The 26,451-nt window shown below is 42.6% G+C and carries 26 protein-coding genes, 2 pseudogenes and 2 riboswitches; of the genes and pseudogenes, 9 read left to right on the top strand and 19 right to left on the bottom strand.

What is annotated here, in order from left to right; genetic code table 11:
* Positions 1-216: 216 nt before the first annotated feature.
* The 3 genes from M1K46_RS21715 to M1K46_RS21705 form a co-directional block, all read right to left on the bottom strand.
* Complete coding sequence (locus tag M1K46_RS21715; protein WP_256227672.1) at positions 217-1,098, bottom strand: 5'-methylthioadenosine/S-adenosylhomocysteine nucleosidase; 882 nt, start codon at positions 1,096-1,098, stop codon at positions 217-219.
* A gap of 133 nt (positions 1,099-1,231) precedes the next feature.
* A riboswitch (purine riboswitch) is annotated at positions 1,232-1,335 on the bottom strand.
* Positions 1,336-1,480: 145 nt separating this feature from the next.
* Complete coding sequence (locus M1K46_RS21710) at positions 1,481-1,747, bottom strand: hypothetical protein (protein WP_256227671.1); 267 nt, start codon at positions 1,745-1,747, stop codon at positions 1,481-1,483.
* Between the two features lie 107 nt (positions 1,748-1,854).
* On the bottom strand, positions 1,855-2,391 hold the full coding sequence (locus M1K46_RS21705) for a GNAT family N-acetyltransferase (RefSeq protein ID WP_256227670.1): 537 nt from the start codon (positions 2,389-2,391) through the stop codon (positions 1,855-1,857).
* A gap of 267 nt (positions 2,392-2,658) precedes the next feature.
* Here M1K46_RS21705 and M1K46_RS21700 point away from each other — a divergent pair, with 267 nt between their 5' ends.
* On the top strand, positions 2,659-3,084 hold the full coding sequence (locus M1K46_RS21700; RefSeq protein WP_256227669.1) for a hypothetical protein: 426 nt from the start codon (positions 2,659-2,661) through the stop codon (positions 3,082-3,084).
* Between the two features lie 171 nt (positions 3,085-3,255).
* On the opposite strand, the gene M1K46_RS21695 is transcribed toward M1K46_RS21700, so the two are convergent.
* The 4 genes and pseudogenes from M1K46_RS21695 to M1K46_RS21680 all read right to left on the bottom strand — a co-directional run bounded on the left by M1K46_RS21695 (position 3,256) and on the right by M1K46_RS21680 (position 6,400).
* The gene (locus M1K46_RS21695) at positions 3,256-3,885 is read right to left on the bottom strand and encodes a YczE/YyaS/YitT family protein (protein ID WP_256227668.1); all 630 of its coding nucleotides are present in this window, start codon (positions 3,883-3,885) and stop codon (positions 3,256-3,258) included.
* A 37-nt stretch (positions 3,886-3,922) separates the two neighbouring features.
* Positions 3,923-4,345 (bottom strand): DUF1801 domain-containing protein, encoded by a 423-nt coding sequence (locus M1K46_RS21690; protein WP_256227667.1) that lies wholly within the window; start codon positions 4,343-4,345, stop codon positions 3,923-3,925.
* Between the two features lie 224 nt (positions 4,346-4,569).
* A pseudogene (locus tag M1K46_RS21685) lies at positions 4,570-5,613 on the bottom strand (alkene reductase); the annotation flags it as partial.
* Positions 5,614-5,848: 235 nt separating this feature from the next.
* The gene (locus M1K46_RS21680) at positions 5,849-6,400 is read right to left on the bottom strand and encodes a GNAT family N-acetyltransferase (protein WP_256227666.1); all 552 of its coding nucleotides are present in this window, start codon (positions 6,398-6,400) and stop codon (positions 5,849-5,851) included.
* 270 nt (positions 6,401-6,670) lie between these two features.
* Between M1K46_RS21680 and M1K46_RS21675 the strand changes: the two genes are divergently transcribed.
* A complete protein-coding gene (locus tag M1K46_RS21675) occupies positions 6,671-6,958 on the top strand; it encodes a hypothetical protein (protein WP_256227665.1) in 288 nt (95 codons plus the stop codon).
* Between the two features lie 90 nt (positions 6,959-7,048).
* On the opposite strand, the gene M1K46_RS21670 is transcribed toward M1K46_RS21675, so the two are convergent.
* From M1K46_RS21670 to M1K46_RS21650, 5 genes are all read right to left on the bottom strand, one after another.
* Positions 7,049-8,014: a DMT family transporter gene (locus M1K46_RS21670; RefSeq protein WP_375162235.1), complete on the bottom strand. Its 966-nt coding sequence runs from the start codon at positions 8,012-8,014 to the stop codon at positions 7,049-7,051.
* Between the two features lie 34 nt (positions 8,015-8,048).
* A complete protein-coding gene (locus M1K46_RS21665) occupies positions 8,049-8,513 on the bottom strand; it encodes an SRPBCC family protein (protein WP_256227664.1) in 465 nt (154 codons plus the stop codon).
* Positions 8,514-8,662: 149 nt separating this feature from the next.
* On the bottom strand, positions 8,663-9,421 hold the full coding sequence (locus M1K46_RS21660) for an alpha/beta hydrolase family protein (RefSeq protein WP_256227663.1): 759 nt from the start codon (positions 9,419-9,421) through the stop codon (positions 8,663-8,665).
* Between the two features lie 17 nt (positions 9,422-9,438).
* Positions 9,439-9,738: an antibiotic biosynthesis monooxygenase family protein gene (locus M1K46_RS21655; protein ID WP_256227662.1), complete on the bottom strand. Its 300-nt coding sequence runs from the start codon at positions 9,736-9,738 to the stop codon at positions 9,439-9,441.
* A 71-nt stretch (positions 9,739-9,809) separates the two neighbouring features.
* Complete coding sequence (locus M1K46_RS21650; protein ID WP_256227661.1) at positions 9,810-10,283, bottom strand: GNAT family N-acetyltransferase; 474 nt, start codon at positions 10,281-10,283, stop codon at positions 9,810-9,812.
* A gap of 168 nt (positions 10,284-10,451) precedes the next feature.
* Here M1K46_RS21650 and M1K46_RS21645 point away from each other — a divergent pair, with 168 nt between their 5' ends.
* Positions 10,452-11,330 carry a metallophosphoesterase family protein gene (locus M1K46_RS21645; protein ID WP_256227660.1) on the top strand — a complete coding sequence of 293 codons (879 nt, stop codon included), beginning with the start codon at positions 10,452-10,454 and terminating at the stop codon, positions 11,328-11,330.
* 68 nt (positions 11,331-11,398) lie between these two features.
* On the opposite strand, the gene M1K46_RS21640 is transcribed toward M1K46_RS21645, so the two are convergent.
* The 3 genes from M1K46_RS21640 to M1K46_RS21630 all read right to left on the bottom strand — a co-directional run bounded on the left by M1K46_RS21640 (position 11,399) and on the right by M1K46_RS21630 (position 13,202).
* Entirely contained in the window at positions 11,399-11,833 is a 435-nt protein-coding gene (locus tag M1K46_RS21640) for an SRPBCC family protein (protein WP_256227659.1), read from the bottom strand.
* A gap of 27 nt (positions 11,834-11,860) precedes the next feature.
* A complete protein-coding gene (locus M1K46_RS21635) occupies positions 11,861-12,637 on the bottom strand; it encodes a helix-turn-helix domain-containing protein (protein ID WP_256227658.1) in 777 nt (258 codons plus the stop codon).
* A 166-nt stretch (positions 12,638-12,803) separates the two neighbouring features.
* A complete protein-coding gene (locus M1K46_RS21630; protein ID WP_256227657.1) occupies positions 12,804-13,202 on the bottom strand; it encodes a DUF1761 domain-containing protein in 399 nt (132 codons plus the stop codon).
* A 565-nt stretch (positions 13,203-13,767) separates the two neighbouring features.
* Here M1K46_RS21630 and M1K46_RS21625 point away from each other — a divergent pair.
* Both M1K46_RS21625 and M1K46_RS21620 read left to right on the top strand, forming a co-directional pair.
* A complete protein-coding gene (locus M1K46_RS21625) occupies positions 13,768-14,421 on the top strand; it encodes a spore coat protein (protein ID WP_256227677.1) in 654 nt (217 codons plus the stop codon).
* 368 nt (positions 14,422-14,789) lie between these two features.
* On the top strand, positions 14,790-16,817 hold the full coding sequence (locus tag M1K46_RS21620) for a Na+/H+ antiporter (protein WP_256227656.1): 2,028 nt from the start codon (positions 14,790-14,792) through the stop codon (positions 16,815-16,817).
* A gap of 278 nt (positions 16,818-17,095) precedes the next feature.
* On the opposite strand, the pseudogene M1K46_RS21615 reads toward M1K46_RS21620, so the two are convergent.
* The 4 genes and pseudogenes from M1K46_RS21615 to M1K46_RS21600 all read right to left on the bottom strand — a co-directional run.
* A pseudogene (locus tag M1K46_RS21615) lies at positions 17,096-17,492 on the bottom strand (SDR family NAD(P)-dependent oxidoreductase); the annotation flags it as partial.
* Positions 17,493-17,510: 18 nt separating this feature from the next.
* A complete protein-coding gene (locus tag M1K46_RS21610) occupies positions 17,511-18,338 on the bottom strand; it encodes a MetQ/NlpA family ABC transporter substrate-binding protein (RefSeq protein WP_053355915.1) in 828 nt (275 codons plus the stop codon).
* Between the two features lie 21 nt (positions 18,339-18,359).
* Positions 18,360-19,025 (bottom strand): methionine ABC transporter permease, encoded by a 666-nt coding sequence (locus M1K46_RS21605; RefSeq protein ID WP_256227676.1) that lies wholly within the window; start codon positions 19,023-19,025, stop codon positions 18,360-18,362.
* Positions 19,015-20,028 carry a methionine ABC transporter ATP-binding protein gene (locus tag M1K46_RS21600; protein WP_256227655.1) on the bottom strand — a complete coding sequence of 338 codons (1,014 nt, stop codon included), beginning with the start codon at positions 20,026-20,028 and terminating at the stop codon, positions 19,015-19,017. The genes M1K46_RS21605 and M1K46_RS21600 overlap by 11 nt, the downstream gene beginning before the upstream one ends.
* A gap of 76 nt (positions 20,029-20,104) precedes the next feature.
* Positions 20,105-20,210: riboswitch (SAM riboswitch) on the bottom strand.
* A gap of 304 nt (positions 20,211-20,514) precedes the next feature.
* Between M1K46_RS21600 and M1K46_RS21595 the strand changes: the two genes are divergently transcribed.
* Genes M1K46_RS21595 through M1K46_RS21580 form a run of 4 tightly spaced genes read left to right on the top strand, consistent with a single transcriptional unit; the run spans position 20,515 to position 26,377 of the window.
* Positions 20,515-21,012, top strand: coding sequence for a hypothetical protein (locus M1K46_RS21595; RefSeq protein ID WP_256227654.1), 498 nt, complete (start codon positions 20,515-20,517; stop codon positions 21,010-21,012).
* The gene (locus M1K46_RS21590; protein ID WP_256227653.1) at positions 20,942-22,849 is read left to right on the top strand and encodes a putative thiazole-containing bacteriocin maturation protein; all 1,908 of its coding nucleotides are present in this window, start codon (positions 20,942-20,944) and stop codon (positions 22,847-22,849) included. Before M1K46_RS21595 ends, M1K46_RS21590 begins: the two co-directional genes overlap by 71 nt.
* Complete coding sequence (locus M1K46_RS21585) at positions 22,846-24,786, top strand: TOMM precursor leader peptide-binding protein (protein WP_256227652.1); 1,941 nt, start codon at positions 22,846-22,848, stop codon at positions 24,784-24,786. Before M1K46_RS21590 ends, M1K46_RS21585 begins: the two co-directional genes overlap by 4 nt.
* 22 nt (positions 24,787-24,808) lie before the next feature.
* The gene (locus M1K46_RS21580) at positions 24,809-26,377 is read left to right on the top strand and encodes a SagB family peptide dehydrogenase (RefSeq protein ID WP_256227651.1); all 1,569 of its coding nucleotides are present in this window, start codon (positions 24,809-24,811) and stop codon (positions 26,375-26,377) included.
* Positions 26,378-26,451 lie beyond the last annotated feature (74 nt).

Genomic DNA, 26,451 nt, shown 5'->3' with positions numbered 1-26,451 from the left:
AAATTGACCTTCAGGCAGCCCCTTTTTGGCTTGAAAAATCTTCAATGAAAAGTTAATTGAAGTGGAAGATGCGAGACTCCTGCGGGACTAGCGTGACAGGTGAGACTCCCGCCGGTGCTTGCACCAAGAGGCTCACCGCACGCCCCGCGGAAAGCGAGCAGCCTGGAACGGAAATCAACAGCTTACAGACTTCTTGGACAGCCCCTTTGGAACCTATTATTTGTTAGGTATCGTAGAAATATATTTTTCAACTACTTGATAAACATAGTTTTGACATGCTTCTGCTGTATTGGGGTTGTATTTACCGCCATTCGTTTTATTATTGGACAATACTCGGATTCCCAAGAATGGTACATTATAAGCTTGAGCCATTTGTGCCGCTGAAGCTCCTTCCATTTCTTCAACTGATGTGCCGTATTTCGAATGGAACCACTTGATTCGATCCACTTCATTGTTCCAAACGTCTGCAGAACCAATTGTACCTTCGACAACCTTACCCTTGGTGTATTTATCTTTAACTTCATTAGCCGCTTCGAGCAAATCCTTATTCCCTGCGTAGAAACGAGGTTTTTCAGCATTCGGATCTTCTCCTGCACTTCCTTCAGAAGCCATAAGATCCATCGGCTTCCATGCTGCAGGATCCATTCCCTCGCCTTCACCCTTCTCCCCTGTTTTTAAAGAACCTAGATTTACTGTTTGTTTTCCTAACACAATATCAAAAACATTCAGTTCTGGATCATGTCCGCCTGATGTTCCTTGATTGATGATGGCAATTGGATGATATTTTTCGATAGCGATCGCTGTAGCGGCTGCTGTATTTTCCATTCCCTTACCTGTCTTTGCAACGATAACAGGATAGTGGTTTAGAGTTCCTTTATAAAATACAAAAGTGCCTGATTTTTCTACTTTCACATTCTTTAGCTTTTGTGCAAATTTTTCAGCTTCAATCGGCATCGGTCCTTGAATAACAATCGGCTTATGATGAGACTTGGCTTGTACTGTTTCATTCGGTGAATCAGATCTCCATCCTGCAACCGCCGCAAGTAACAGTGCTGTAACCACCACTAATAGAGCGTATCCTGTTTTCATCTTTTTCATATCCATGATCCTCCTAGTTGTTTGATATACTCGAAGATCTGGCCCAAAGAAAAAAGTCCAGACAGGTAGCGTTCTACCCACTGGACCGGCGAAAGTCAAAGTATAAAAAATGAAATCAGCTGAAAAAAGCCGAAAAACGAATACTTTAACCCGTAGTCCAGTTCTTGCAATGGGAACCAGGTAGAGACACTCAGACCATATTTCCGAGCATATACGAGTAATGATATATAGTTGATTACTTTGATAATATAGCAAACAACTAAAAAAACTACAATAAAAACACGAATTTTATTTACATTAATAAATTTATTGTTCGGTTTTTACCGGCTATTTAAGTTCCTTGATTCAATTGCGAACTATTTTAATATTTACCACCTCACTGCTAAACTACTGCTGAAATGGCTAGATAAATGCCTATAGCTGCTGCAACAAATAAAATAATAGAAGTTACAGGACTTCTCCTAAATTTAATTCCATAAGCACCTAAAAAGATAGCCGCAGCTAATTTGGAGATGCTCTCATCATAAGCATGGTGTGAAAAATATGAACTGCTAAAGATAATAGAAATAAGTAACGCTACAATGATTAGCAATTTAAACCACATAGGCTCCTTTAGAAATTGTTTCAGCATAAATTTCATCTGCCGCATGATAAAACCCCTTTTGTATTTTTCATTACTAAGGAAGCTTATGGTGTGGTTTTCAAAGGTAGTACTTTCCTAATCAAGTCATCACTCTTTCTTCCCCTCTATTGTTATTAAACAGATACATTTACTTTCCATATCATATGGTCAAAGCCTTCTTCCCAATAATCCTTAAGCCAGTAATCCGGTTCGCCAAATTTCTTTGTCCAAATTTTTTGTGCGCTGCGGTACCCGCTGTCTAAACAAAATTCGTTAATGCCTCTATTCCGCAGCGTGGCATACATGGTGTTCAATAAAAGATTCCCTATCCCTTTTCTTTGATAGTCAGGATGAACAAATACAGTACCGATCTCAATCAGCTCTTTTAGAGCACCGTTTGTACAAGTACAGATAAGTTCACTTGCGGGACCGTATTCGATGGAACCAACCATTTGATTCCTTTCTATCGCAATTAGGAAATGGCGATTCTTTCCTTCGCTTTTTAAATCACTTTCTAAATAACGCTTCTTACTCTCTATTTCATCCTTTAGATCATCCAGCTTCTCTTCGATTCCCTCTTTAGCAAAGGTATCTGTAATGACGATCCGGAAAAATTCATGTAACGGTGAAAGATCTTCAATCGCCGGCCTTCTAATCTCAACATTTAACACGAAACTCTCCCTTTCTGCTTCATAAAGCTACAGTAATTATTCTATAGCTTCGGCTAAAAGCCTTTGTTCAGGCAAGCTGGTTAGACTGTAAAAAATAATAGGGGAAAACCAATGCCCTAATAGTTAAATCACTATTTTAGTAGCAATTGTGCTTGTGCAGAATATATTAAAGTGAATGATGCAAGGAAGATTATCTTTTTGCCATGAAGACCACGTGGCTATACAGCATCCATTCAACGGATTTAACTACGAGGGGGATAAAAGTTTATGAGTTTATTCAATAGGGATATGAATATGAACAACGAAGAAATTTTTGAAATAGGTGCTAATTGCCTTTTGGTACTTGGAAACCGTTTTTTTGCGGTAGTAGAAATTGAGTCAGAGGTTCCTGGAGTGGATCTAGAGGAATTTGTGATTATTCGCATAAATGAAAGGACTGCAAGACGATTAAACAATGCTGGTTTGGAATTGTGTGAAGTTCGAAATTCTGCACCTAGATCAAGAAACGGTGTTGAAGTTGAGTTTAAGTGTATATTTATTAACCGTAATCAGGCCTTTGCATTGTTTGATGTGGAGAACGATTTTGATGAGGCAGTATTTGTAAAGATTTCCATGGAAGAAGCGAGACGATTAATTCGCCAAGGTGCCAGACAGTGTACTGTTATTGATGCGCGCACCAATTCCAATTGTTAAAGAGATGTTATTCCACACATAACACACGCGTGTATTAGCGATGCTGTCAACTTTTCCATCAAGCTGAGAAATTTTCACCCCTTAGATTATAATCTAAGGGGTATTCCTTATGAATCATCAGACTAGTAAACATCATCCTCCCAACACAAGAACTACATATTCAAAAAAAGCCTACGCTTTAAAGGTTTCCCGCAAGTTCTCATGATGGATTGTCGTTGTTTCAAAAGAGAAAAGACGGAAGATCAGCTGAACAAATATTCCAAGTCCAAATGCAGTAACCACTGTTCCCATCCCTAGTGGCCCTCCCAGCAGCCAACCGACCAGTGCAACTGAACATTCCAATGAAGAACGACAGACCCCAATTGGAAGACCCGTGCGCCTACGGATCGACACCATGAGTGAATCACGCGGCCCCGCCCCAAAGCCAGAACTTATGTAAAAATAACTGCCCAACGCTGTGGTAAACAGCCCCAGCATCAGCATACCCAAGCCACTGGGCCAACCGGGCGCCTTCGGCAGTACATCGGTCCATAAAATGAAGTCCATGAAAAATCCAATCAGAATCATATTGGCCAAGGTGCCGATTCCAATTTTCTCTTTCAGCAGGATAATCAAACCAACAATAACCACGCTTACTAGAACGGTAGCTTGCCCGATGGTCAATGGAAGATAGTTGGTGAGCCCTGCCTGAAACACTTCCCAAGGACCAAAGCCTAAATTTCCTTTCATAACGATCACAGAGCCCAACGCAAATAAAAAAAGCCCAAACAAAAGCCGTAAGATTCGCAGCGATTTATTCATCTCTATACCTCAATTCCCCTGCTTATTGCCCGATTATTTAATGATTTGTATAGGTTTCTTTCAAAAACCTTACAGATTGATTGATTAATGATTTTAAGACATCAACGTCAATATCTGCTACCTTATTTATGTACACGCACGCTTTTCCAGTGGTATGTTTGCCAAAGCCCTTTAATAATTCCTCACGTTTCGTGTCACCCGTTGCAAAATACAAACTGATTTTAGCTTTTCGAGGTGAAAAGCCAACGAGTGGTGCATCGCCTTCATGACCGGATTGATATTTATAATGATATGCACCAAATCCAATAATACTCGGTCCCCACATCTTCGCTTCATAACCTATCGTTTCTGTAAAAATATCTAATAATTTATATGCGTCCTCACGTTTTTTAGGGCTTTCAACATTTTCAATAAACTCAATGACACTACTGTCGGTTTCTTTGGTTTTTAGTTCGTACATGTTTAGAATCTCTCCTTTTCTTAAGTCTTAGTTTTACATATCATGATTCTCTTTAAATATGGTTCTGCCAATATTCCTGCCTTACCGGTATATTCTGCGTTTCTTTGTACAAATCCTTTTATTCCGTGTTTAACTAACCTGAACGTTTCGTCAATAGAAAGGAAAGGGATTTATCATTTAAAAAGACCAGCTTCCATTAGAGCAGCTGGTCTTTACATTCTCTATTACACCAATTGAGTTAAATGTTTCTTTGCTTCATACTCGACAAGTTGTTGACCCTGCTTAATTCGTGCCAGATAATCTGGATTGGCAATAAGCGGCCGGCCAATTGCAGCAACATCAATCGTGCCCTTTTCAAGTGCGGCTTCTGCTGTTTCCGCATCAAGCCCACCTACGCCAACGATAACTCCATCCCAGTGGCTGCGTATCAATTCATGCATCGTTAACCCTCTGGCAATCGGTTTGGTAAATTCCATGGTCGAAGGGTGAATCATTTCAGCACCCGTTTCTTTAAACGCTTCAATAAATGTTTGAATGGCTGATTCAGGATCTTCCCACATGTAAGTGGGCTGATCAATTTTGAAAGCCGAGAAACGAATAAGGGTACGGCTTGCTCCGACGGCATCAATGACTGCTTTTAGAACTTCCTTCATAAAGGTCAGGCGCTGTTTTAAATCACCGCCGTACCGATCCGTCCTTTTATTCGAAACGTCCGAGTTAAACTGATCGATTAAGTAACCGTGTGCACCATGGATTTCCACACCGTCAAAGCCAGCTTCCATCGCATTTTTTGCAGCTTGTGCGTATTGGTTTACAGCTTCTTTAATATCTTCTTCAGTCATTTCTTCAGGAACATCGAAAGGTTTACCGAATCGTGACACTTTTCCTTCAGCCGCAATAGGCGATGGAGCCTGTGGAGGTAGTCCTCCTGCAATTTCGTGATGGCTTGCCCGGCCGACATGCCATATTTGCGCAATAATCGTTCCGCCTTCAGCGTGTACAGCTTCGGTTACTTTTTTCCAGCCATGGATTTGTTCTTGAGTATATAGCCCAGGTACACCAGGATTTCCCTTTGCTCGTGGAGAAATCACAACACCTTCTGTAATGATGAGCCCTACTCCATCTTGAGCTCGTTTTCGGTAATACTCTACGATTTGGTCATTCACCACACCGGTTTTATCATCCGCAAACGACCGGGTCATTGGAGCCATTGCTGTTCTTGTTTTTAAGTTCCATGCACCTATGGTTACGGGTTCAAACAGCTTAGAAATTGTACTCAATTAAATTCCTCCTATTAACCTCTTTTATTGAAAAAACTTACTTTAAGTAATCATTATGTGTAAGATTATCTGAGAAAAGGCTAATTTTCAAATGATTGACTCAGGGACTAAATAAAATAAAAAGACCAGCTGCCATTTAAAAAGCAGCTGGATCTTAAAGTATTGCACCTGCAAAATTCTTTATGATAAGGAAAAGGCATCTATATCAGATGCCCTTGAATAATTAGTATTGAAATTCCTCTTTTAATAACCCCATCACGATGGTGTCATAATATTTCCCGTCTATATAGGCATTATTCCGTAATCGTCCTTCAATTTCAAAACCGCATTTTTCATAGGAACGAATAGCCCTCGTATTTCCATTCCATGTGTCGAGTTGGATTCGTTTTAAATTCATCGATTGAAATAAAAAATGAATTAGTGTTTTCATAGCATCCGTTCCAAAACCTTTGCCCCAATATTCTTTAAGTCCAATTCCAATTCCAACTGTACAACGTCTTGAGATAATATTTAGTTCTCTATAACTTACTACCCCAATATGTTTCGGATTTTCTCCAGTTGTATAAACCGAAAACACTCCGACTTCACGTTTATCTAATTTTAAAATTGATTCCTCATAATCCGCTTCAATCTTTTCCAATGGCACATTGCTATGGCGAAAGAAACCAGTACCCGCTTCTAATTTTGCCGTTTCCTCATCGTTACGCCAAAGGTAATTACGTTTAAAATCTTCTAGTGACACAGGTCGCAGTTCGACTTTTTGTCCAGTAATCATAAACAAGATCCCATCCTTTTAATTGTTTTTCACAAATCGTTAAGTAGCTGACAACATGATTAATGCGTACCATTAGCGTCACATCCTTTCTAAAAGTTAAAACTTATACCTTTATATTCTTTAAGCACTTCAATATTACCTTCTTAACTTTATGTATTGAACTATTGAATCCTTTAGATGGAAAATGGAAATTTTATATACTTATGTACTATATAATAAAATAAATGAAAATTGTAAAATATTATAAATTACAGGTCTAAGGAGTTAAATATGAAACGTAATAAAAAGATATTTGAAATAATAGATTCTGTAGACAACATAGATAACGGATTCGAAGATCTATTAGAATTATCCAGGAGATGTAAGTTTTCTGACTGTACTCATACAAATGAGACTGACTGTGCAATTAAACATGCACTTTCTGAAGGCATTCTTTCAGAAGAAAGATTTAATAACTATTATAGAGATAAAAACGAAGGAGAATATGTTTCTAAGCAAAAGAATAAAACGAAGGCTATTGATTATATGAAACAAAGGAAACTTTTTCAAAGGCCATAGATATTCAAAATAAATGAAAAAAAAGACCAGCTGCCATCTTAGAGCAGTTGATCTTTCATTGGATTCTAACCCTTGAGTTGATATAAACATTCATGCTGACTTCTTTTCCGCCGTAACACGCTTCTTATCCAAGCCATTAACCACAAGAACACCCGATATGGCAACCAATCCTCCGATCAGCGAAAGGGTACTCGGCCACTCGTTCAGCCAAACCCATGCGGTAAGTATGGCGATTGCCGGCTCCAGGTACATCATGCTCGCCACAGAACTGGCATTGCCTGACGAGAGGGCGATCGCCCATGTGACATAAGCGATCGCCGCTGGGAAAATCCCTACATAAAGTGCCGATATATTAGCTTCCATAGTAGCGTGCTGAATGGAGTCAAAGAGTCCAGGAGAGAACCAGAAAAAAGGCAGTGTACCCGCCCAGGTCACATAAGCCGTCAGTTCAATCGGCGTATATCGATGTAAGAACGGTTTTTGGAAAACAAAAAAGACAGACGTAGCGACAGCAGCCATCAATACTAAAAAAGCTCCTTTAGAAATCGTCAGGGACGGGCCAGCACTACCCAACGTAATCAATATAACGCCAGCTAAACCGATGCCAAGACCGAGCCATCCAAATCTCCCGAAACGCTCGTTTAATACGAAAACAGCAATGAGCGCCGTAAAGACAGGCGCTGCTCCAATCAGCATGCCGGCGGTTCCTGCCGATACGGTCTGCTCACCGAACGTTACCCCTATGTGATAGATGCTGATTCCAATCCATCCAAGCAGCAGAATCCTAAAAAGATCTTCTTTTTTTGGCAGCCGAAATTTCACACCTGGCCACAGAGCGTAAAGGATAAAAGCACCGGATGCTATTAAGTAACGAATGAGAACTAAGTGCCCCGCCGAATAACCGCCATGCAGTCCCGCCCGGATGGCCGCAAATGTTGATCCCCAAATGATAATCGTAATAAGTGCCATAAAGAAAGCCTTTGCGTTCAATTCTTTCACCTTCAGTTCTATCTTATTTAAACGGACAGAAATAAAGAGCTGCAGCAGCAACTCCATTCTTAAACCAATCTAGCGAAAAGGACCTGCGTTTTTATTTAACATGAAAGTCAGGCGCTTTATCCGGCACAAGATTTAAGATGATGTTATGTTCCAGGAGCGCCTTTAATCCACAGAGGACCATCGTGTACCCTCCCATGGAATCAATGGCGGTATTTACGATCTCATCTCCACTTCCTTTAAATCCTGAGTTAAGTATCGTGACCATCGTCTCGTTTTCTTTTCGGGAAACAAAGGTCCACTCCACCTCTGTACCGTCCGACGACTGAATATGAATGCGTTCGTTTTCCTCTAGTCTTTTTACAAAAACGCGATCCGATACACCGTACATCTCCCATTCCCATTGTACTTTTTTCCCCTCTTCTACTCTTCCGCTGCTTTTAGTGAACCAAAATTTGGTCGTAATCGCCGGTTCAATAAAAGCCTCAAATACGACTTCCACCGGTCTTCTAATAAGCATTTCTGCTCTTACAACCGGTGTGTGGTATAGCTCAGGCATCATGAGATCTCCTTTCATTATGGATGAAGCACTACACGATATACAAATACAGATTTTGCTAACGAATAAGCTTTGATCACTGTGTACACTTCTCTTTGTTATGGGAGAATCCTGCTTAGGAGTTTATTATAGAAAGCGGAAACTGCTCTTTAGCTTTTCAAAAATTGAATACTGTGATTAAACAGTTCATCGATCCAGGTCAGTCTTCCGAAAACATGGTCAACACCCTCCATTAAATGAATGCCGCGATCGTTGTTCACATACGTATCGTAATACTTTTGTCCATATTCATGAGGAACCGCTTCATCCTCTGTCCCGTGAATAATCATGACCGGATTAGTGTATGATGTGATTTCATGATAGAGATTACGATTTTTTAAATCTTCATAAAATCCACGGCCCAGCTCAAGTCCATTTAAATCCACATTTCCGTTCGGAAGCTTGGGGTATTTTTCAAAATAAGAAGCAGCCAGCTTATTCATGTTGCCAGCTGGTGCCCATAAGCAAACTTTATGTATGTCATTAGGAATTTCCTTGGCCACTCGGGCAGCAACCGCACCACCCATACTGTGCCCCACTAACATAACTTTCGTTAAATCCACCCAGTCCAACTTTTTAACGAAATTCACGATTTCTTTACCCTCATGCACTTCCCCGCTGAAGGTCATCTCTGAAAAAGAACCATCACTTTCACCCGAACCCGAAAAGTCAAACCGCACACAGCCGATCCCCTGTTTTGCCAGTTCACGGGCATATCGCACTAACAAGAAATGATCATCAATTTTAGAACCTGTTATCCCATGAAAAAGAATAGCCACAGGACTTTTTGATGAGCCGTCTGATTCCGGTTTATGAGCCATCCCGCGCAGGGTTAATCCATTGACTTCAAGTGTTATGGAATATTCCATACAAATCCACCTCCCTCTTAATCTTCTATTGAAACACGTTCAAAATGCTCAACCGTTGGAAAGGGATCATAGAAATGATGCAGTTGCTGCTTCCATTCTTGATACTCACTGGATTGCCTAAAGCCTACCGTATGATCCTCTAAGCTCTCCCACTTCACCAGTAACAAATATTTCCCCTTCACCTCCATACATCGCTGCAACTCATGAGATTGGTATCCCTTCATGGAAGAAATGATGTTTGACGCCTTACGAAACGCTTCCTCATATTCCTTTTCCATGCCTCTCTTTACCTGAAGCATAACAGCTTCCAAGATCATGTCATCACCCCTTTTTATAAAAGTATATCATTACGAAAAAAAGAGCTGCCAAAGCAACTCGTATCCTGGCACTAAACGGGTTTGACCATCGTAATAAAATCAGTTCTTCCATTATTGAACTGTATTTGCTTAACAAAACCAAGTTTCTCATAAAGATGAATGGCTCGATGGTTAAATGCTGCAACCGTTAAACGAATGGAAACACCGCTAAAGGCAGCTTGAATATGGCGAAGAATAAACGAAAAGAACTCAGAACCGTAACCCTGGCCTGTTAGCTCAGGGTTCATCCCAATCCCAAGATCAATCAAATCATCAGAATAAGCACCATATTGGTGACCAGCAGGTACTTGAGCCGAACTTCCGGTACAGAAAAAGCCTGCGATACCTTGATATCGATCCAAGATCACTCGATAAGAGTTTTCCAGCATTTCCTTCATAGAATCAGGGCTTACTTCATTGTTATAAAAATCGTAAGGAGCATCATATCTCCAATTCAGAATATTTACTGCAAAATCCTCATTGATGTCTACAATCGATAACTGCATGTTAATCCCCTTCAGTTTCAGTCAGTTGATTTATGATTCCTAATTCGCCACGACCTAGATTTTTACCTTCTACTGTTTCCTCTTGTGGTTTCAGATTATTATAAACAATCGCCAGAAACGAACATAGGATAAACCATCAAGGATTTGGAAATGAAACGAGGGTACTTAATGGCAAGATTGAACACTGAATCTCTTCAGCTTTTGAATCATAAGAACATCCCCTCAGACTGGCTGACCTTTCTTGTGCTGGGAGACAGTCATGTACGGACTACGGGATATGACCGTGTACGAAATCAATATATACTCGATACAGCAGGAGAGAGATATCGCAGGATTTTACAGCACATGGCGAAGAATTACGGGAGCACAGCCTCTTTTGTTGTGCATGGCGGCGATACGATCGGTGAGGGAAATAAAGACGAAAATATGAAAGCTTTTGCGGCCGTGTCAAAGGAAGTCCTTTTCGCTGCGAACCTCCCCATCTTTGTTAGTATCGGCAACCACGATATGATCTGGGAAAATGGCGACCTCCCCACTCGAATCTTTGAAAAATATATAGGAAGTGTCCGCCAGGATATTCATATACACGGGGCAAACGTTCATCTTATTCGGATTCCGACGTATTTCCCTGGATTAGCCGGAGCTCCTTACTTTCGTCCGGCCGATTTGGCCTGGCTCAAACAAAAAACAGCTGCATCCAGCCATGTTCTCATCGATTTCCATGCCGTTTTAAGAGTGGGCAAAAATAGAAGCTTTCCAGAAGGGCATTATGCAGTTCTTTCAACTCCCGAAACCGATGCCTTCTTTCAAAACATCAACCCCAGCGTAAAAGCGATCTTCAACCATCATCGTCATACGAGCTACGAATATACGATCGAGACGACACTCGGAGGCACCTCCGTCCAGATTCCATACCTCATTACCGGATGCGGCGGAAACGTAACAAGCCGGCCAGACTGCCCCAATTACTATGCAGTAACATGGAATAACTTAAATACTTCCAATCCAACAATGTCTTATACGCCTGTCCGGGTGCCGGGGCTATAAGAAAAAAGAAGGCTGACCCAGGTACTCACCGATCATAATGAGTAGTTGTGGTCAGCCTTTCATGCAGATCATTTTTCAAGCATGTCTTTTATTTTCTTTAAATCTTTCATGTTTGCTCTCTTCATCATGGAAGACATAAAAGGAGAAATCATCCTGGAAAAGCCGCTCGGATTTCCTTTGTTTCTTAATGTCATGCGTGTATGATCCTGATCAATCGCATGCCATGTATAGATGGTCTCCATCGGAAAAGGTCCGTTAGCCGTTTTCATCACTAGTTTGCTTCCCGGAATAAATTCAATGATTTCATAAACATAAGCAAGTTCCCGGCCAAGAAACTTCGCTTTAAAAGCGATTTGAGAACCGACCTTGAGCGGTTTTGGCGTGTTCCACTCAGCGGAATGGATATTCACATACCACTCAGGCGCATGATCAGGATCTGCTGCATACTCTGATACTTGTGATACAGGGCGGTTAATGTTGATTTCGGTAAAAACGTCTACCATCTTGGCTTCCTCCGATTATCACAGCTATCATTTATTTTCCACGTGATTTTTAAGAAGGGTTCCAAGAAGATACTCCCATCCTTTAGCGTGTTCTTGTTCCCATTGCTCTTGCAGGATACCAGATGCTGAATGAGAAAGTTGAAGCAATGTTCCTCCTTCTTTCTCGAGAAGACGATACGTATAGGCGCTATTTACAGCTCCCCGCATGCCAAGGTGTCCGTGCAGACGAATTTCTTCAGGAGCATTTACATAATACACATTGCCCCAGACTGCTCCCTCATTCTCTCCCCATTTTTCCATGAAGAGCCCTCCTGGTACGGGATCGAATGTAAAATGAGAAGACACCCCTTTTGGTGCGATACGAAACTCCCACCAATCTCCCGCCTTTTCTGTTAACGCTTCGAAAACATCTTCCCTTGATGCACTGATGAATACCTCTTGTTCAATATGAAAATCCTTAGTGTTTGCCATTGTTTCTTTTCCTCCCTTTTGTTCTGCAGCCGACTGCAGATTTAACAACGAGCTGGCCGTTGTCTCCATATATTTTCCTACCCAGCGGTTATGCACTTCTTGAAGAGGCACCGCATTCAGAAAGTTCCTTTTATATTTACCTTCACGCCGAACGAGCACCAAGTTCCCTTCCTCCAGAATCTTCAAGTGCTTCATGATGGCGTACCTGGTGACTTCCGGAAAGAATTCGTTTAGTTCACCTGTTGTTTTCGGCGATTGCTTGAGAATATCGAGAATTCGCCTTCGGATCGGGTGTCCTAATGCTTTAAATACGATAGAAAGGTTTTCATCCATTTCAACGATCCTTTCAGTAAAATAGATAGGTTGGTTAAACATGTGAATAAAAGGTCACATGTAATAAGTGACCTTATGGTAACACGTTCTAAAATCTTCGTCAATAACCTTTCCATAAAAAAAGGAGGACAGCTAAATTTAGTCTGTCCTCCTCCTTGCTATCGGACTAATTTAAAAACCCATGAATCGCACCAAGCATCGTGAAAATGACAAGGTGGTCTCCAATCGCAATGAAAAGTGATTTCCTGGACATCAGTCCGAACAATGAATTCTTTAGATAGACGAGCGTAATAAGCAAGCCGATAATGAAACCAATCCCGAGCCCGGCACCTAGAGTGTCTTCCCCAATGGACTGGACAAGAACGGCAATGAAAAATGAAATGATAAATGCGGTAATCACGGAATAGATGTATTTTCCCGGCCCTTTGCTTTCATTGGCTGCAAATTCCTTATGAGTGCTTTTCTTTTTTTCTGATAAAACAATGGAATAATAGATGCCGCCATACAGCATATAAACAATACCGCCAACGATGATCGGCAAGTAATTGAGACTGCTTAAATCCATATTTTTGTTCTCCTTTATACTTTGTGATAATGACCGACATTTATTTTATCGGCATCTTTTTCAAAATTAAAACAGGTGCCTGGCACCAAGACCAAGACACCTGCATTTTATTTGAATCTCCATATCCCACTGACGTGTTGGCAGAAGCGTTAAAATTATCCATAAACAAAAAAACACAGAGCTATATGTAACCCTGTGTTCTCCCTCAAAGCTCAAAAAAGTATGTACAAGCAATGAAAAACCATATAACTACAGTACCAAGATTAAGATAGAAGTGCTTTATATTTTTCCCATAAAAATTTTCAAAAGAACTGATTATTGTTGAAATCCCTATGAAAAGAAACCCCGTTCCTCTCATTTCGGGTCCGGTCAAAATCATTACGAAATAATCCAGCAACAAAAATGATTAGTGCCGTAGCTGCTAAAACAATATTGATTGCCGAAAGAGTTTTAGAGCGAAACTTGCCTTCTTACTGTTTTTTACCAAAAAGAAAACGTGATAAGAGAAACCTCTATGCTAATAATAAATTTGTTCATCTTGAACGAATGTCAGGAGGTAATTATGATGCAAAACCAGTACAACCAACAAACGAATCCGCCCAATTTCAATACACAGCAATTACCGAACCAAATGAATCATGGAGGTCATGAAGTATTTGACCTTCACGAGATCCTTTCGGGGTTAATCAACGTTCTTGATCAATACATGATGTTTCGATCCTTTGCGAAAGATCCAGAGTTGATCGACATCCTGGACAGGCAATATAGGTTTATTCTTGATCATTACAACATACTTTGTGAATGCTTTACGTCGGGTGCAAATCCCTCTCACCCGACATCAGAATACAGGATGAAGCAGAACAACACAGTTACCTATGGGCTAAAGCCTTCACAGCCTAAAAAGCCGAATCAATCCATTTCAGAAATTAAGGATCAAGGCCTTTCAGGTCATATGCTTGGCCTCATAAAATCCACAGCCTCCCTGCTCACGATGACTTCAGTGGAAGTAACGAACCCCGTTGTCAGAAGGGTCATGGCTGACAATGTAGCCAACTATGTCGAGATGGCTTATGAAATTTTTCTTTACCAAAATAAGCACCAGTATTACCAGGTACCACAATTATCACCTCAAGATATGCAGCAGATGACCCAAAGCTTTATTCCGGCAACCGGCCAGCCCCAAATGCCGCCACAAGGGCAGCAGCCTTTTAAACAATAATCAAAGAAACTAAGAAAACTCGCCAAATCGGCGAGTTTTTCCTTCACTTAAAATCCTGCGATCGCAAACCAGATAATCGGTAGAAAATAAAAAAATTCATCCCTAATCCAATTAGGCTGCAAATTTTCCCTGAAGAAGCTAACCGCTGATCCTTTTGATTAATACTGACTATCTCTTTGTTGATCGACAAGATCCCGAATAGAAGTGAAAACATTGGCTTGAAATGAAATTCCCTCCTCCTAAGCCTTCTTGAAATCAAACATCATATAAAGATATTTACTCCCGTTTGAAAAATTTTAATCCCCAGGCCGATTGGTACACTTAAAAATACGATTATGTTACAAAATAGATAGGAGAGGAGGTAGATCATGGAGTTTTTTCTCGTTATTTTATTACTGCTGTCCCTTATCGGCCTATCCAGCCTGATTAATCATTTTATCCCTTACATACCCGTACCCATTATTCAGATTGTTTTAGGGGTAACGCTTGCTTCCCTTCCGCTGGGAATACAGATCCCCATGGAGCCGGAATTATTTTTCATTCTCTTTATTGCCCCTTTACTTTTTCACGATGGCAGACATGTTTCGAGGCACGCTTTATGGAAACTCCGTAAACCGATTCTTTTGCTGGCCCTCGGTCTGGTTTTCGTCACCGTATTTGCCATTGGCAACTTAATTCATTGGCTCATTCCAACGATCCCATTGGCTGCTTCCTTTGCCCTTGCAGCGATTCTCTCTCCTACCGATGTTGTTGCTGTAGGTTCCATTTCAAGCCGTGTGAAGATACCGAAACGGATTATGCACGTTCTCGAAGGTGAAGGATTAATGAACGATGCTTCAGGATTGGTTGCCTTTAAATTTGCCCTTGCCGCATCCGTGACCGGCGCTTTTTCATTGGCACAAGCCAGTTGGAGTTTTTTAGTCATATCGATTGGAGGGTTCCTTGGCGGTGTCATTTTAGCCATCCTGATTATTCAGTTGAAGACATCTATTCGAAGGCTTGGTATGGAGGATGTTACGATTCATATGCTCATCCAGCTCCTTACCCCCTTTGTCATTTTTTACTTTGTTGAGCATTTACATCTCTCCGGTATCTTGTCGGTTGTAGCAGCCGGGATTGTCTACACCATCCATCAGGATCGAAGCCGGGTTCCAGCTGGGCAGCTGCAATTGGTTTCCCAAAGTACGTGGACGGTTCTCATCTATATTTTAAATGGGCTGGTGTTTGTGCTGTTAGGCTTGCAGATCCCAAGGGTGGCAAGTGAAATATTTAAGGATCCCTCCTTTAATAATTGGCAGGTAACAAGCTACATCCTCATCCTATGGGCAGCCCTTATTCTTCTTCGTTTCCTTTGGATTTCGGCAACCTGGCGCTGGGGATGGCTGGACAAGAAACAGCCTCAAACTCATTCTGTGAGAGCCATTTCCATCCTTACCCTTTCAGGAGTACGAGGGGCGGTAACCCTTGCCGGTGCGTTTACGATTCCCTATGTGATCGCCGGAGGAAGTCCCTTTCCGGAGCGTTCATTAATCATCTTTATCGCAGCCGGAGTGATCTTGGTTACCTTAATAGCTGCAAGTGTATTCCTTCCGCTTCTATCACGGACGGAAAAAGGAAACGGTGAAAAGCTGAAAGAGGAAATGGAACGGACGGCAAGGCTGCGAACCCTTGAAGCTGCCATCCATTCTGTTGAGGAATCCTTAACGGATGAGAATCGGGGTGCGGCAGTATCCGTCATCACCGCTTACAATACGATTCGTAATGAGGTAAGCGAAAAGAGTTCGGAGCAAGTGAAATTGGAAGAATCCGAGGTTCGGCTGAAGGCACTTGAGGCGGAAGTCCGCTACTATGAGAATTTAAAAAGAACAGGAAAGATTGACAGGGATACGGCGAATCTCATTGAGGAACATATCCAGCGAAGGCGGCTCGCTCAAACAAACCGGTTGCAGTATAGAAGATTGTTCTTTTGGACGCTTTTTAAAAGAAGTTTACTTTCTTTCGTAAAGCTTTTCACACCAAAACACAAGGAACGCCGTAAAAATCGCCGCTTGCGAACAAAAAAGCTGATTAAGCTAAAAGTCAACATGGCGAAGGCTGCCATTCACTATTTAAAGAACCATATCACGCCAGAAAATAAACACATTTATCTAGGGGTTATAGGGGAATACAATCGATTAATTATGACGTTCAGGCTTGCGAAAAAAAGCGAGGAATCCATCCATCACACCCAGATGAAAAGAGAGCTCCAGATCAAAGCGTTCCAGGCAGAGAGGGACGAAATCCAGCATCTTTACGAAGAAGGGGACGTCACCAATGACATCCTCCGGGATATTCGTAAGCAGATCAATATTCGGGAGGCGTATTGGATGGAGGAAACGAGCGTACAATCTCAATAAATCCTCCTTTAAACCCAAGACCTTTATATGAAAAGACGGGGCTGTCCTGAAAGTCGAAAATTGACCTTCAGGCAGCTCCTTTGACGTGAAAAATCTTCAATGAAAAGTTGATTGGAGTGCAAGGTGCGAGACTCCTGCGGGACTAGCGTGACAGGTGAGACTCCCGCAGGCGCTTGCGCCAAGAGGCTCACCGCACGCCCCGCGGAAAGCGAGCAGCCTGGAGCGGAGATCAACAGCTACCAGACTTCTTGGACAGCCCCGTTTTGTTTTGATTAAATTTAATTCTTATTTGCAGAGATTTCATTAACAATTTGACTCAAAGCTTCGTTTATTGGTGTAAGAGGGCGGCCAAGCAATTTTTCGAAATCGTTGCTCTCTACCTCTAATTCACCATCCCGAATACCTTTTTGGATGTCGACAAGCATAGGAATAATGAAATCCGGTATACCAGCACCTTTCATAATATCCGCATAAGCAGTATCATCGACTTGCTGCACGGATACTTCTTTACCTAATACAGTTCCAACAGCAGACGCCAATTCTTCTTGAGTCATAAGTTTCTGAAAGTTCGTAAACGGTATTCTTGTTTCCGTTTCCGGCCAATACTGCTGCTGCCTCCGCATAATCTTGTTACAGTGCCCAGCCTGTTCTGCCTGTACCCGCAGATGTAACCCATCTTGTTCTTCATTCAATTTACTTCTTCATCCACTCCGGCTTCCCAAAACCTTTAAATTCTTTATCTATGGTTTTTTCAAACTCTTTGGATTCCACGGCTGCTTTAATGTCTTTAGTGAATTGGGATTTAACATCTTTTGTGTTCACAACGACCCGGTTACGGTATTGATCCGGCATGTTCTCAAGGAAGAGAGCATCCTGCAATTTCATTTTTGCCGCAAGCGCGAAGTTACCCGGAACGGCCGATACATCTGCACTTCCAACCGCTCTTGGCAATTGCGCAGCTTCAAGCGGCTTGAATTGAAGTTTCTTCGGATTTTCTTGAACATCTTTTTCTGAAGCGGTTAATGGATTGACTTCTTTCTTGATGGTAATTAGACCGGCATCCTGGAACATTAACAGCGTTCTGGCCAGGTTAACGGGATCGTTGGCAATGGCTACCGTGCTGCCGTTTTTGATGTCTTCAATCTTTTTGAATTTCTTGGAATATACACCCATTGGCGCAGTTGGTACAATAATCAGTTCGGAAAGCTTTAAATTCTTTTCTTTTGCGAAGTTTTCCATATAGATTTTGTGCTGGAACAGGTTCGCATCAATAGATCCTTTAGCTAATGAGAGGTTCGGCTGAATGTAATCACTGAACTCTACAATTTTAACGTTATATCCTTTCTTCTCCAGTTCAGGTTTGATGGCTTTATTGACCATATCACTGTATGGGCCGGCTGTTGCTCCAATGCTGATGTTCTTCTTGTCTCCTGAGCTTGATGATCCGCTGGAAGTTGAGCCACATGCTGACAGAACACCAATGGCTAGTAATAGAATGAGTGCTGAAGTAAACTTTTTCATTTGTTTCTCTCCCCTATTGTTTTATCTTTTATCTACGAGTTTGGAGATCTTATCTCCGGTGAATTGAATGATTTGGACGAGTAAAATCAAAACGACTACCGTGGTAATCATGACGGTATTATCATAGCGATAGTACCCAAATCGGATGGCCAAGTCACCGATTCCTCCCCCGCCAACAATACCTGCCATGGCTGAATAACCGACCAAGCTGATTGTCGTGATTGTTAATCCTTGAATCAAACCCGGTTTGGCTTCCGGAAGAAGCACATCCTTAATGATCATCCATGAGGTTGCCCCAACTGCTACGGCTGATTCGATCACTCCCTTATCGATTTCTCGGAGTGACGCTTCAACCATTCTTGCAAAAAAAGGAATCGCAGCAACAGAGAGGGATACGGAAGCCGCAGTAGGCCCAATTGTTGTCCCTGTAAGCAAATTGGTTAACGGCAATAACGCCACCAAAAGAATAATGTAGGGAATCGAACGAATCAAGTTGACGATCCATCCCGTAACACTTTTCACAGCGGAATTTTCAAGGAATAATCCTTTATCGGTTACAAAAAGCAATACACCAAGCGGGAGCCCGATGATGATGGCCACGGCTAAAGAGATGCCCACCATATAAAGTGTTTGGAAGAACGCATTGTTTAAATCAGGAAGAAGCTGTACAAGTGAATCAAGCAACATCATAAACCACCTCCAAACTCCTTGTTTTTCTTGTAATATATTCGATCGCTCTCTCTACTTCGGAATTTTCACCTGTAAGCTCCATAATGAAAATGCCCAGAGGGATATCCTGTATGTACTCAATCTTCCCGTGCAGAATATTTCCTTTCACGTTGTATTTCTGGAAAAGCTCTGACACCACTGATTCTTCGGCAATCTCGCCTTTGAACTGAATCTTGATGATCTTCCCTTTGCGGTTTTCAATGAGCTGCTTAGGCAATTCAAATTGCAGGATACTGTTAATAAAATCTTTGGTCAGCGGTTTCTGAGGATCAGAGAAGATGTCATAGACCTCGCCCTCCTCAATCACTTCACCATTTTGCATGACGGCTATCTTATGGCAGATTTCCTTCACTACTTCCATCTCATGCGTGATCAGAACGATGGTCAATCCCAGCTTGCGGTTAATGTCCTTTAATAAGTTTAAGATGGACTTTGTTGTGCTTGGATCGAGGGCAGAAGTTGCCTCATCACATAAAAGCACCTTCGGGTTATTGGCAAGCGCCCTGGCAATTCCGACCCTTTGTTTCTGACCTCCGCTCAACTGAGCCGGATATTGATCCTTCTTATCCGCAAGATCCACGAGGTCCAATAGTTCCAATACTCGCTTTTCCGCCTCATCCTTTGATTTGCCCGCTGCTTTCAAGGCAAATACAATATTTTCATAGACGGTTTTTGAACTGACCAGATGAAAATGCTGAAAGATCATGCCAATCTTTAACCGGGCTTTTCTTAAATCTTCTCCTTTTAAAGAGGCAAGATTCACCCCATCAATCCAAACCTCACCCGATGTTGGCTTCTCCAATAAATTTAAACATCGGATCAAAGAGCTCTTCCCTGCACCGCTGTAACCGATAATGCCGTAGATCTCTCCTTCATTTACCGTAAGAGATACGTTGTTGACCCCCACGATCTCTTTTTTCTTCGAACGGTAAACCTTCAACAGATTTTTGACTTCAATCATGAAACAACCCCCTCTTTCTTTCCAAATAAAAAAGCCCCTTTCATCATGAAAGAGGCATTGGAATATAAATTCAATCACCTTATCTTTCAGAATGAAAATCATTCTGTAGGAAGTGGCACCTTTCCAAATTGGAGGTTGCCGGACGTCATAGGGCCTAATCCCTCAGTCACTCTCGATAAGAACGGTTATGCTATTGTTTTTAGAACATTTCTAATAATAAAGCGATTCTCCTCCATTGTCAATACTATCCATAGTAGATATGTCGGAATTAAAAGTTTATATTTGTTGGTGTATGATAACTAGGCATATGGACAGTAACTTGGGACAACCACATCCCATATTTTATTTTGAGGGTACTTTTCCAGAAAAAACGTTTGTGTTCTGGCGATTTCTCAGCTCGTTAAACCCGTAAAATAAAGTAGGAGGTTTTTTTATTGAATGAAGAATTTAAGTGGGATCTTCAGGGGCTGCACACTGATGGTGTAAATGTCAGCAATGTTACCCCGAATTATCCTCAGGATCAAAATACGAGTGATTCCGCTCGTCTCTGTGTTGGCTTTGGCATTGGTTTCTGTGTTGGTGTATGCGGTGGCTTTGGTGGATGCGGTGGCTGTGGCGGTTGTGGCGGCTTTGGCGGTTGCTTTGGCCGTTGCTTTGGCTGTGGCGGATGTGGCGGCTGCTTTGGCCGTTGCGGCGGCTGTGGCGGTTGTGCCCGTTGTGGCGGCTGTGGCCGCTGCGGTCGTGGCGGAAGCAGTTAAGCTTCCGATCGGTAGTGATAGGTATTTTAACAAAAGACCGGCCCTGCATATCCCTCTGCAGGGCTTTTATCGTTTGGATAGGCATAATGGACAACAGGCATCCATAGAGTTAAATAATGTAAAAGATGTAGAGCTTTCTAAAGAGGAGGTCGATCATGCAAAAATTAAATCCTTCTATGTGTTTAAAAGTGAACAGAGACACGTTTGTTTTTCCGGATTCAGCTAAAGGTGTATATCTCCGGAACAACGTAAAATCTTTAAGAATGGAAGGCAGCACCATTGACCGATGGCTGGAAAAATTAATTCCTATTTTCGACGGAACCCATACTCTTGATTCTGTCACAAACGGTTTACCAGATGCTTATAAAGAACAAGTGTATAAGATCGCACATGTTCTGTACGAAAACGGTTTTGTCCGTGATGTAAGCCAAGATCTCCCACATCAGCTTCCTGATCGCATCCTTGCTAAGTATGCCTCCCAAATCGAATATTTAGATCATATTCGTGATTCGGGCGGTTATCGATTCCAAGTTTACCGCCATGCAAAAGTAGCGGTGATCGGTTCGGATTCGCTTCTCCTCTCTCTCGTTCGATCATTGATTGAATCAGGGCTTCCTTCTTTCAGCGTCATACTCACTGAATCACACCCAGCTATTCAGCAGCGGTTAAATGAGATGATAGCTGAAGCACGCAAGTCAGAGCCCGAAACCAACATCACCATCTTAAGATCCGGGAAAAATTCATGGAGAGAAAATGCAGAACCGTTTGATTGCATACTATATGGATGCAAGGACAGTGATTTATCTCAACTTCGTACCTTTCTGGCCATCTGCAAGGAACAAAAGAAGAATGTTCTTCCCGTTACTATTTTAAAAGACTTAGCTTTTGCTGGCCCGCTCGTTTCTGCTGAATCCGATTCGTGCTGGGAGTCTGCCTTCCGCAGACTGCACCAGAGGCTGAATGAAGAAGGCAATGGTTCTCACTCCTTATCACTAACAGCAGGTGCTCTATTAGCCAATGTGGCGGTTTTTGAGCTTTTTAAAGAAATCACAGGCGTACATGAGGGAAAAAGAGAAAGACCATTTTACTTGCTTAACTTGGAAACGCTCGAAGGAAGCTGGCACACCTTTCTCCCTCACCCACTGGTTACTGGGCGTGTTTATGCCGAACCGATTAAGGACCCGGCTACATTCCTTGAAACATGCAATCATCAACAAATGGACCTACATTCCCTGTTTTACCGGATTACTTCAAAAGAATGTGGTGTTTTTCATCTTTGGGAGGAAGCAGATTTACTCCAGCTCCCGTTATCACAATGCAAAGTCCAGGTTGCTGATCCGCGTTCAGAAGGCCCTGCCAAGCTCTATCCTGAGACTGTTTGTTCAGGACTCACGCATGAAGAAGCTCGCCTGGAGGCAGGTCTGATTGGAATTGAAACATATGCCAGGAGTTTTGGGAATGACTTTTTCAGTGAGCATCCTTCATCATGGGGAATCGGGATGGGCAAGACCCCTGCAGAAGGTTTATGCAGAGCACTGCAAAACGCACTTCATGAAGAATTTGTGAAGCAAGCAGATCACGGTGTCACTAAAGCCACATTGGATTTAAGCCTTGTCAATGATCATCGCTGCCAATTTTTTCTGCAGGCTCTGAGAACCAAGAAGTCTGAACCAGAATTTTTATGTGGCCGTGAAGTACTGGGTTTTCCTGTCGTTTGGGTTGAATCAAACGGCAAGTTGTATGGAAGCGTTGGATTGAATATGCAGATGGCTTTAAGCAGAGCATTACAAACGGCTGTGATGGATTCTCAAAATCGAGAAACCTCACATTATCCCTATGGGGTTGTGGTTTCCTCCATTACATCGCAAAAGGATGCTCAACAGAAGGTTCCGGTTCCTTCTTTTGAAGAAAAGCCGTTAGACGAAACCTTCCATTCTGCAATAAATCGATTAAGGCAGAATAAAAAACAAGCAAACATCTTTGAACTTCATCTGGAAGCGATTTTTAAAGAGAATACGGCTGGCATTTATGGGATTGCGTTAAGCGGGGAGGAACTTCCATGAGCCACTCCATCATCATCATCGGAAACGGAATGTTAGCTGACACCGTAAGCGAACAATTGAGCGGGCTCTATTCCATTACACGCTGGGCCACTGTAAAAGAAGCCGTTCCGAATCAAGGAAATCTGGCATTAGTGCTCCACGATTCCTGGGTTCCGGCTGAACACCTAGAAGCCGATGAGGCCTTTTCGTTCTTTGGCATCCCTTGGCTTCGGGGATTCGTATCATTTGGTGAAGCCAACATTGGACCGCTTGTTCTTCCAGACAAACAGGGGTGTTCTCAGTGCGCGGATAGGCGACGTTTTATGGCGGGATCTGACCGGAGAGAACAATTCCAAATGAAAGAATACAAGATGGATCAACCTGGTATCGAGCAAGATCCTTGGGCTTCCGCTTCAGGATTATTGCAAACTTCCTATCTCATTCAAGAAGAGGTCCATAGATTGTTAAAAGGAGAAAAAGCCCGCACGTATGAACATGTATTTCTTCTGCAGTTAAATACGCTCCGGCTATCCTATCATTTCTTTTTGCCTGACCCATACTGCCCTGTGTGCGGCGATCTTCCAGAGGATACAGCGGATACCGCAGAGATCATACTGAAACAAAGCCCGAAGACATCAATCGATAGCTATCGCTGCCGCTCGCTGGAAGACATGGAGAAGGTTCTGGGCAAGGATTACTTAGATAGCAGAACGGGCCTTCTTAATCATAAACGATATGACTTCATTTCCCCTTTTGCCGATACGATTGTCAATCTTCCTCTACTATCAGGCGATGAGTTAACGGGTGGGCGAACCCATTCGTATGCTCAAAGTGAACAATCCGCCATTTTAGAAGGACTGGAGAGATACTGCGGCTATGCCCCAATGGGTAAACGGACAATGGTTTATGGACCGTATTCCAAGGTGGAAAAGCATGCCCTTAACCCACGATCAATAGGACTTCATACAAAGGAACAATATGACATGCCCGGCTTTCCTTTCAAGCCATTGGACTCCGAGCGGCCCATTCATTGGGTTTGGGGCTATTCTTTATCACAGAACCGGCCCATCCTGGTACCAGAGACGTTTGCCTATTACAGCTTGGGAGGCGGGGAAGGCTTTGTTTATGAAACCTCTAACGGCTGTGCACTCGGCGGAAGCATGGAGGAAGCGATTCTTTACGGTATTTTCGAAATAGTTGAGCGGGATTCATTTTTAATGACATGGTACGGCCAACTCCCTATTCCTCGTCTGGATCTGTCTTCCATAGACGACCGGGAGCTTCAGCTCATGATCCAGCGCATACATGCAGTGACCGGATATGAAGTGCATTTGTTTAATTCGACGACCGAGAACGGAATTCCTAGCATTTGGGCGCTTGCCAAAAATACGAAGCAAACGGGCATGAATCTTTTATGTGCCGCTGGAGCCCACATTGATCCATTAAGAGCCGTAAAAGGAGCCGTTCAAGAACTCTCAGGCATGCTTCTCACCATGGACGATAAGCTGGAAAAAGAACGGGAGAAATATAGGCAGATGTATGATGATTCGTTACTCGTTCATCATATGGAAGACCATTCGATGCTATACGGGTTAAAAGAAGCGGAGGAACGTTTATTCTTCCTTCTCGATCAGCGCCCGAAAAGGAGCTTTCAACAGGAATTTCATCCGGTTCATAAATCCGCTGATTTATTGGATGATGTTGTGGAGATCCTGGAAGTTTTTCGGCAGCTTCAGCTGGAGGTCATTGTTGTGGACCAAACAAGCCCTGAACTGAAACGAAACGGGTTACATTGTGTAAAAGTAGTGATACCCGGGATGCTGCCCATGACATTTGGACATCACCTTACCCGGCTAAAGGGATTGGATCGGGTGTTGAACATACCAGCGAAACTCGGATATACGAGAGAGCCGCTGACTTATAGCAGCCTTAACCCGTATCCTCATCCATTTCCATAGCAGTCCCAAAGGGGGAAAAGGAATGAACCTCGATGAATTTTTGCATAACCTGCATTATGAATCTGACAAAATAAAACCCCGGGACTGGGAGGCGAATTGGGATGACGCCCCCCTTCCCTATAAGCTTTACCGGGGGTTGCCTGTAGTGGAATTATCCGCAAATATACCGCTCCATCTCGAACAAAAGAAGAACAGAAACTCAAAACCGAATCTCCAAGAAATGAGTCACTTTCTTAAATATACCTTCGGGCTTACACAAGTTAGCCAAACGCATCCTTTTGCTGATCAAACAGAAGAATGGACAGCATACCGGCGCTTTGCTCCATCCGGCGGTGCACTGTATCCAACCGAACTTTACATCTATTTGAAAATCGAGGATCTCCCTGAAGGCATTTATCACTATGATGCTGCACACCATCGTTTAGTTTGTTTAAGGGAAGGGAATTTTGACAGCTACTTGAACAGAGCTCTGGGCAATCGCTGTGACATGTCCTCCACTTTTGGTACCGTATTTAGCTCCACGTTTTTTTGGAAGAATTTTTTCAAATACCATAACTTTTCTTACCGTCTGCAAGGGCTGGATACCGGCTTTGTGATCGGTCAGCTGCTGGAAACAGGAAGACGCATGGGTTTTGAGACGGGGGTGTATTACCATTTTCTTGACCGTGCTATTCATCATCTTTTAGGACTATCCGAGCAAGAAGAAAGTGTATATGCGGTGATTCCTCTTTCCGTTGATCCAGCCATGAACTGGTTTACGAGTGATGAAACAGAGGAACCCTCCAATGCTGCTTCGTTATGCGGTGAACTGAAACCACTTGACCATCAGCATTACGTCCGTTCCAAGAAAATTAGCGAATATCCCATGCTGATTAAGATGAATGAAGCGTGCATGCTGGACTCGTTCCCAACTCATGAGCAAATGGAAAAAGAAAAGAAAGAAGAGTCAGCACATCCGTTTCACCTGCTGCCTCGTGTGGACCGGTTATCTTATGATTTCTCTTCCGCCTGCCGAAATCGATATTCGCCTGGAATGGACTTTGTTCAGAAACCCATAAACCAACAAACCTTATCAGCCCTTCTATTCGAAGCTTTCTCCACTTTTTCTTACCGAAATGATCTAGACCATGCTTTTCAGAAACCTCCTTACCGTGTTTCACTCTATTGTTGTATGTATAACATAAAAGGTGTACCCAATGGCTCCTATTCTTATGATGAATCCAATCATGCGTTACAACCTATTCAGGAGGGTGATTTCCGATGCCAGCTGCAAGACGGACTGCTTGCTGATACTGTAAACATGACTCAAGTTCCACTTTCCTTCACGATCTCTGGCCATAAGGATCATTACAAGAACGCTTATGGATACAGGGGACACCGTATTCAGCACATGGAAGCTGGAATTCTGTCTCAGCACCTGCTTCTGGCAGCTTCGGCATTAAATATGGGCGGGCATCCCCTTCTCGGATTTGATGTCCAATCCTATGATGACCTCTATAAACTGAGTGAAAAAGGAAAAACCAGCCTGCTCCAAATCCCTTTGGGCTGCTTCAGCCCACATCCCAGATTACAGGGAAGCCTGCATGGCTGATGCGGTTACCTATACTAGATGAAATTCTTCAAGCCCTGTAAAGCCCGAATGATTCTGTTCGCTTTACAGGGTTT

It is taken from the genome of Fictibacillus sp. WQ 8-8 (assembly GCF_024494405.1).
In the GTDB taxonomy this organism is placed as follows: Bacteria; Bacillota; Bacilli; order Bacillales; family Fictibacillaceae; genus Fictibacillus_C; species Fictibacillus_C marinisediminis.
This window is presented reverse-complemented; position numbering and strand designations above follow the sequence as displayed.

What these genes read in the sequence shown, in the direction of transcription:
- M1K46_RS21605 (WP_256227676.1), bottom strand. Translation starts at nt 19,025, where the DNA reads ATGTTGCTTGATTCACTTGTACAGCTTCTTCCTGATTTAAACAATGCG.
- M1K46_RS21700 (WP_256227669.1), top strand. Translation starts at nt 2,659, where the DNA reads ATGAGTTTATTCAATAGGGATATGAATATGAACAACGAAGAAATTTTT.
- M1K46_RS21595 (WP_256227654.1), top strand. Translation starts at nt 20,515, where the DNA reads ATGTCAGCAATGTTACCCCGAATTATCCTCAGGATCAAAATACGAGTG.
- M1K46_RS21665 (WP_256227664.1), bottom strand. Translation starts at nt 8,513, where the DNA reads ATGCCTGAGCTATACCACACACCGGTTGTAAGAGCAGAAATGCTTATT.
- M1K46_RS21600 (WP_256227655.1), bottom strand. Translation starts at nt 20,028, where the DNA reads ATGATTGAAGTCAAAAATCTGTTGAAGGTTTACCGTTCGAAGAAAAAA.
- M1K46_RS21620 (WP_256227656.1), top strand. Translation starts at nt 14,790, where the DNA reads ATGGAGTTTTTTCTCGTTATTTTATTACTGCTGTCCCTTATCGGCCTA.
- M1K46_RS21580 (WP_256227651.1), top strand. Translation starts at nt 24,809, where the DNA reads ATGAACCTCGATGAATTTTTGCATAACCTGCATTATGAATCTGACAAA.
- M1K46_RS21610 (WP_053355915.1), bottom strand. Translation starts at nt 18,338, where the DNA reads ATGAAAAAGTTTACTTCAGCACTCATTCTATTACTAGCCATTGGTGTT.
- M1K46_RS21695 (WP_256227668.1), bottom strand. Translation starts at nt 3,885, where the DNA reads ATGAATAAATCGCTGCGAATCTTACGGCTTTTGTTTGGGCTTTTTTTA.
- M1K46_RS21650 (WP_256227661.1), bottom strand. Translation starts at nt 10,283, where the DNA reads ATGCAGTTATCGATTGTAGACATCAATGAGGATTTTGCAGTAAATATT.
- M1K46_RS21640 (WP_256227659.1), bottom strand. Translation starts at nt 11,833, where the DNA reads ATGGTAGACGTTTTTACCGAAATCAACATTAACCGCCCTGTATCACAA.
- M1K46_RS21625 (WP_256227677.1), top strand. Translation starts at nt 13,768, where the DNA reads ATGCAAAACCAGTACAACCAACAAACGAATCCGCCCAATTTCAATACA.
- M1K46_RS21680 (WP_256227666.1), bottom strand. Translation starts at nt 6,400, where the DNA reads ATGATTACTGGACAAAAAGTCGAACTGCGACCTGTGTCACTAGAAGAT.
- M1K46_RS21660 (WP_256227663.1), bottom strand. Translation starts at nt 9,421, where the DNA reads ATGGAATATTCCATAACACTTGAAGTCAATGGATTAACCCTGCGCGGG.
- M1K46_RS21710 (WP_256227671.1), bottom strand. Translation starts at nt 1,747, where the DNA reads ATGCGGCAGATGAAATTTATGCTGAAACAATTTCTAAAGGAGCCTATG.
- M1K46_RS21715 (WP_256227672.1), bottom strand. Translation starts at nt 1,098, where the DNA reads ATGAAAAAGATGAAAACAGGATACGCTCTATTAGTGGTGGTTACAGCA.
- M1K46_RS21585 (WP_256227652.1), top strand. Translation starts at nt 22,846, where the DNA reads ATGAGCCACTCCATCATCATCATCGGAAACGGAATGTTAGCTGACACC.
- M1K46_RS21645 (WP_256227660.1), top strand. Translation starts at nt 10,452, where the DNA reads ATGGCAAGATTGAACACTGAATCTCTTCAGCTTTTGAATCATAAGAAC.
- M1K46_RS21635 (WP_256227658.1), bottom strand. Translation starts at nt 12,637, where the DNA reads ATGGATGAAAACCTTTCTATCGTATTTAAAGCATTAGGACACCCGATC.
- M1K46_RS21630 (WP_256227657.1), bottom strand. Translation starts at nt 13,202, where the DNA reads ATGGATTTAAGCAGTCTCAATTACTTGCCGATCATCGTTGGCGGTATT.
- M1K46_RS21670 (WP_375162235.1), bottom strand. Translation starts at nt 8,014, where the DNA reads ATGGAGTTGCTGCTGCAGCTCTTTATTTCTGTCCGTTTAAATAAGATA.
- M1K46_RS21590 (WP_256227653.1), top strand. Translation starts at nt 20,942, where the DNA reads ATGCAAAAATTAAATCCTTCTATGTGTTTAAAAGTGAACAGAGACACG.
- M1K46_RS21690 (WP_256227667.1), bottom strand. Translation starts at nt 4,345, where the DNA reads ATGTACGAACTAAAAACCAAAGAAACCGACAGTAGTGTCATTGAGTTT.
- M1K46_RS21655 (WP_256227662.1), bottom strand. Translation starts at nt 9,738, where the DNA reads ATGATCTTGGAAGCTGTTATGCTTCAGGTAAAGAGAGGCATGGAAAAG.
- M1K46_RS21675 (WP_256227665.1), top strand. Translation starts at nt 6,671, where the DNA reads ATGAAACGTAATAAAAAGATATTTGAAATAATAGATTCTGTAGACAAC.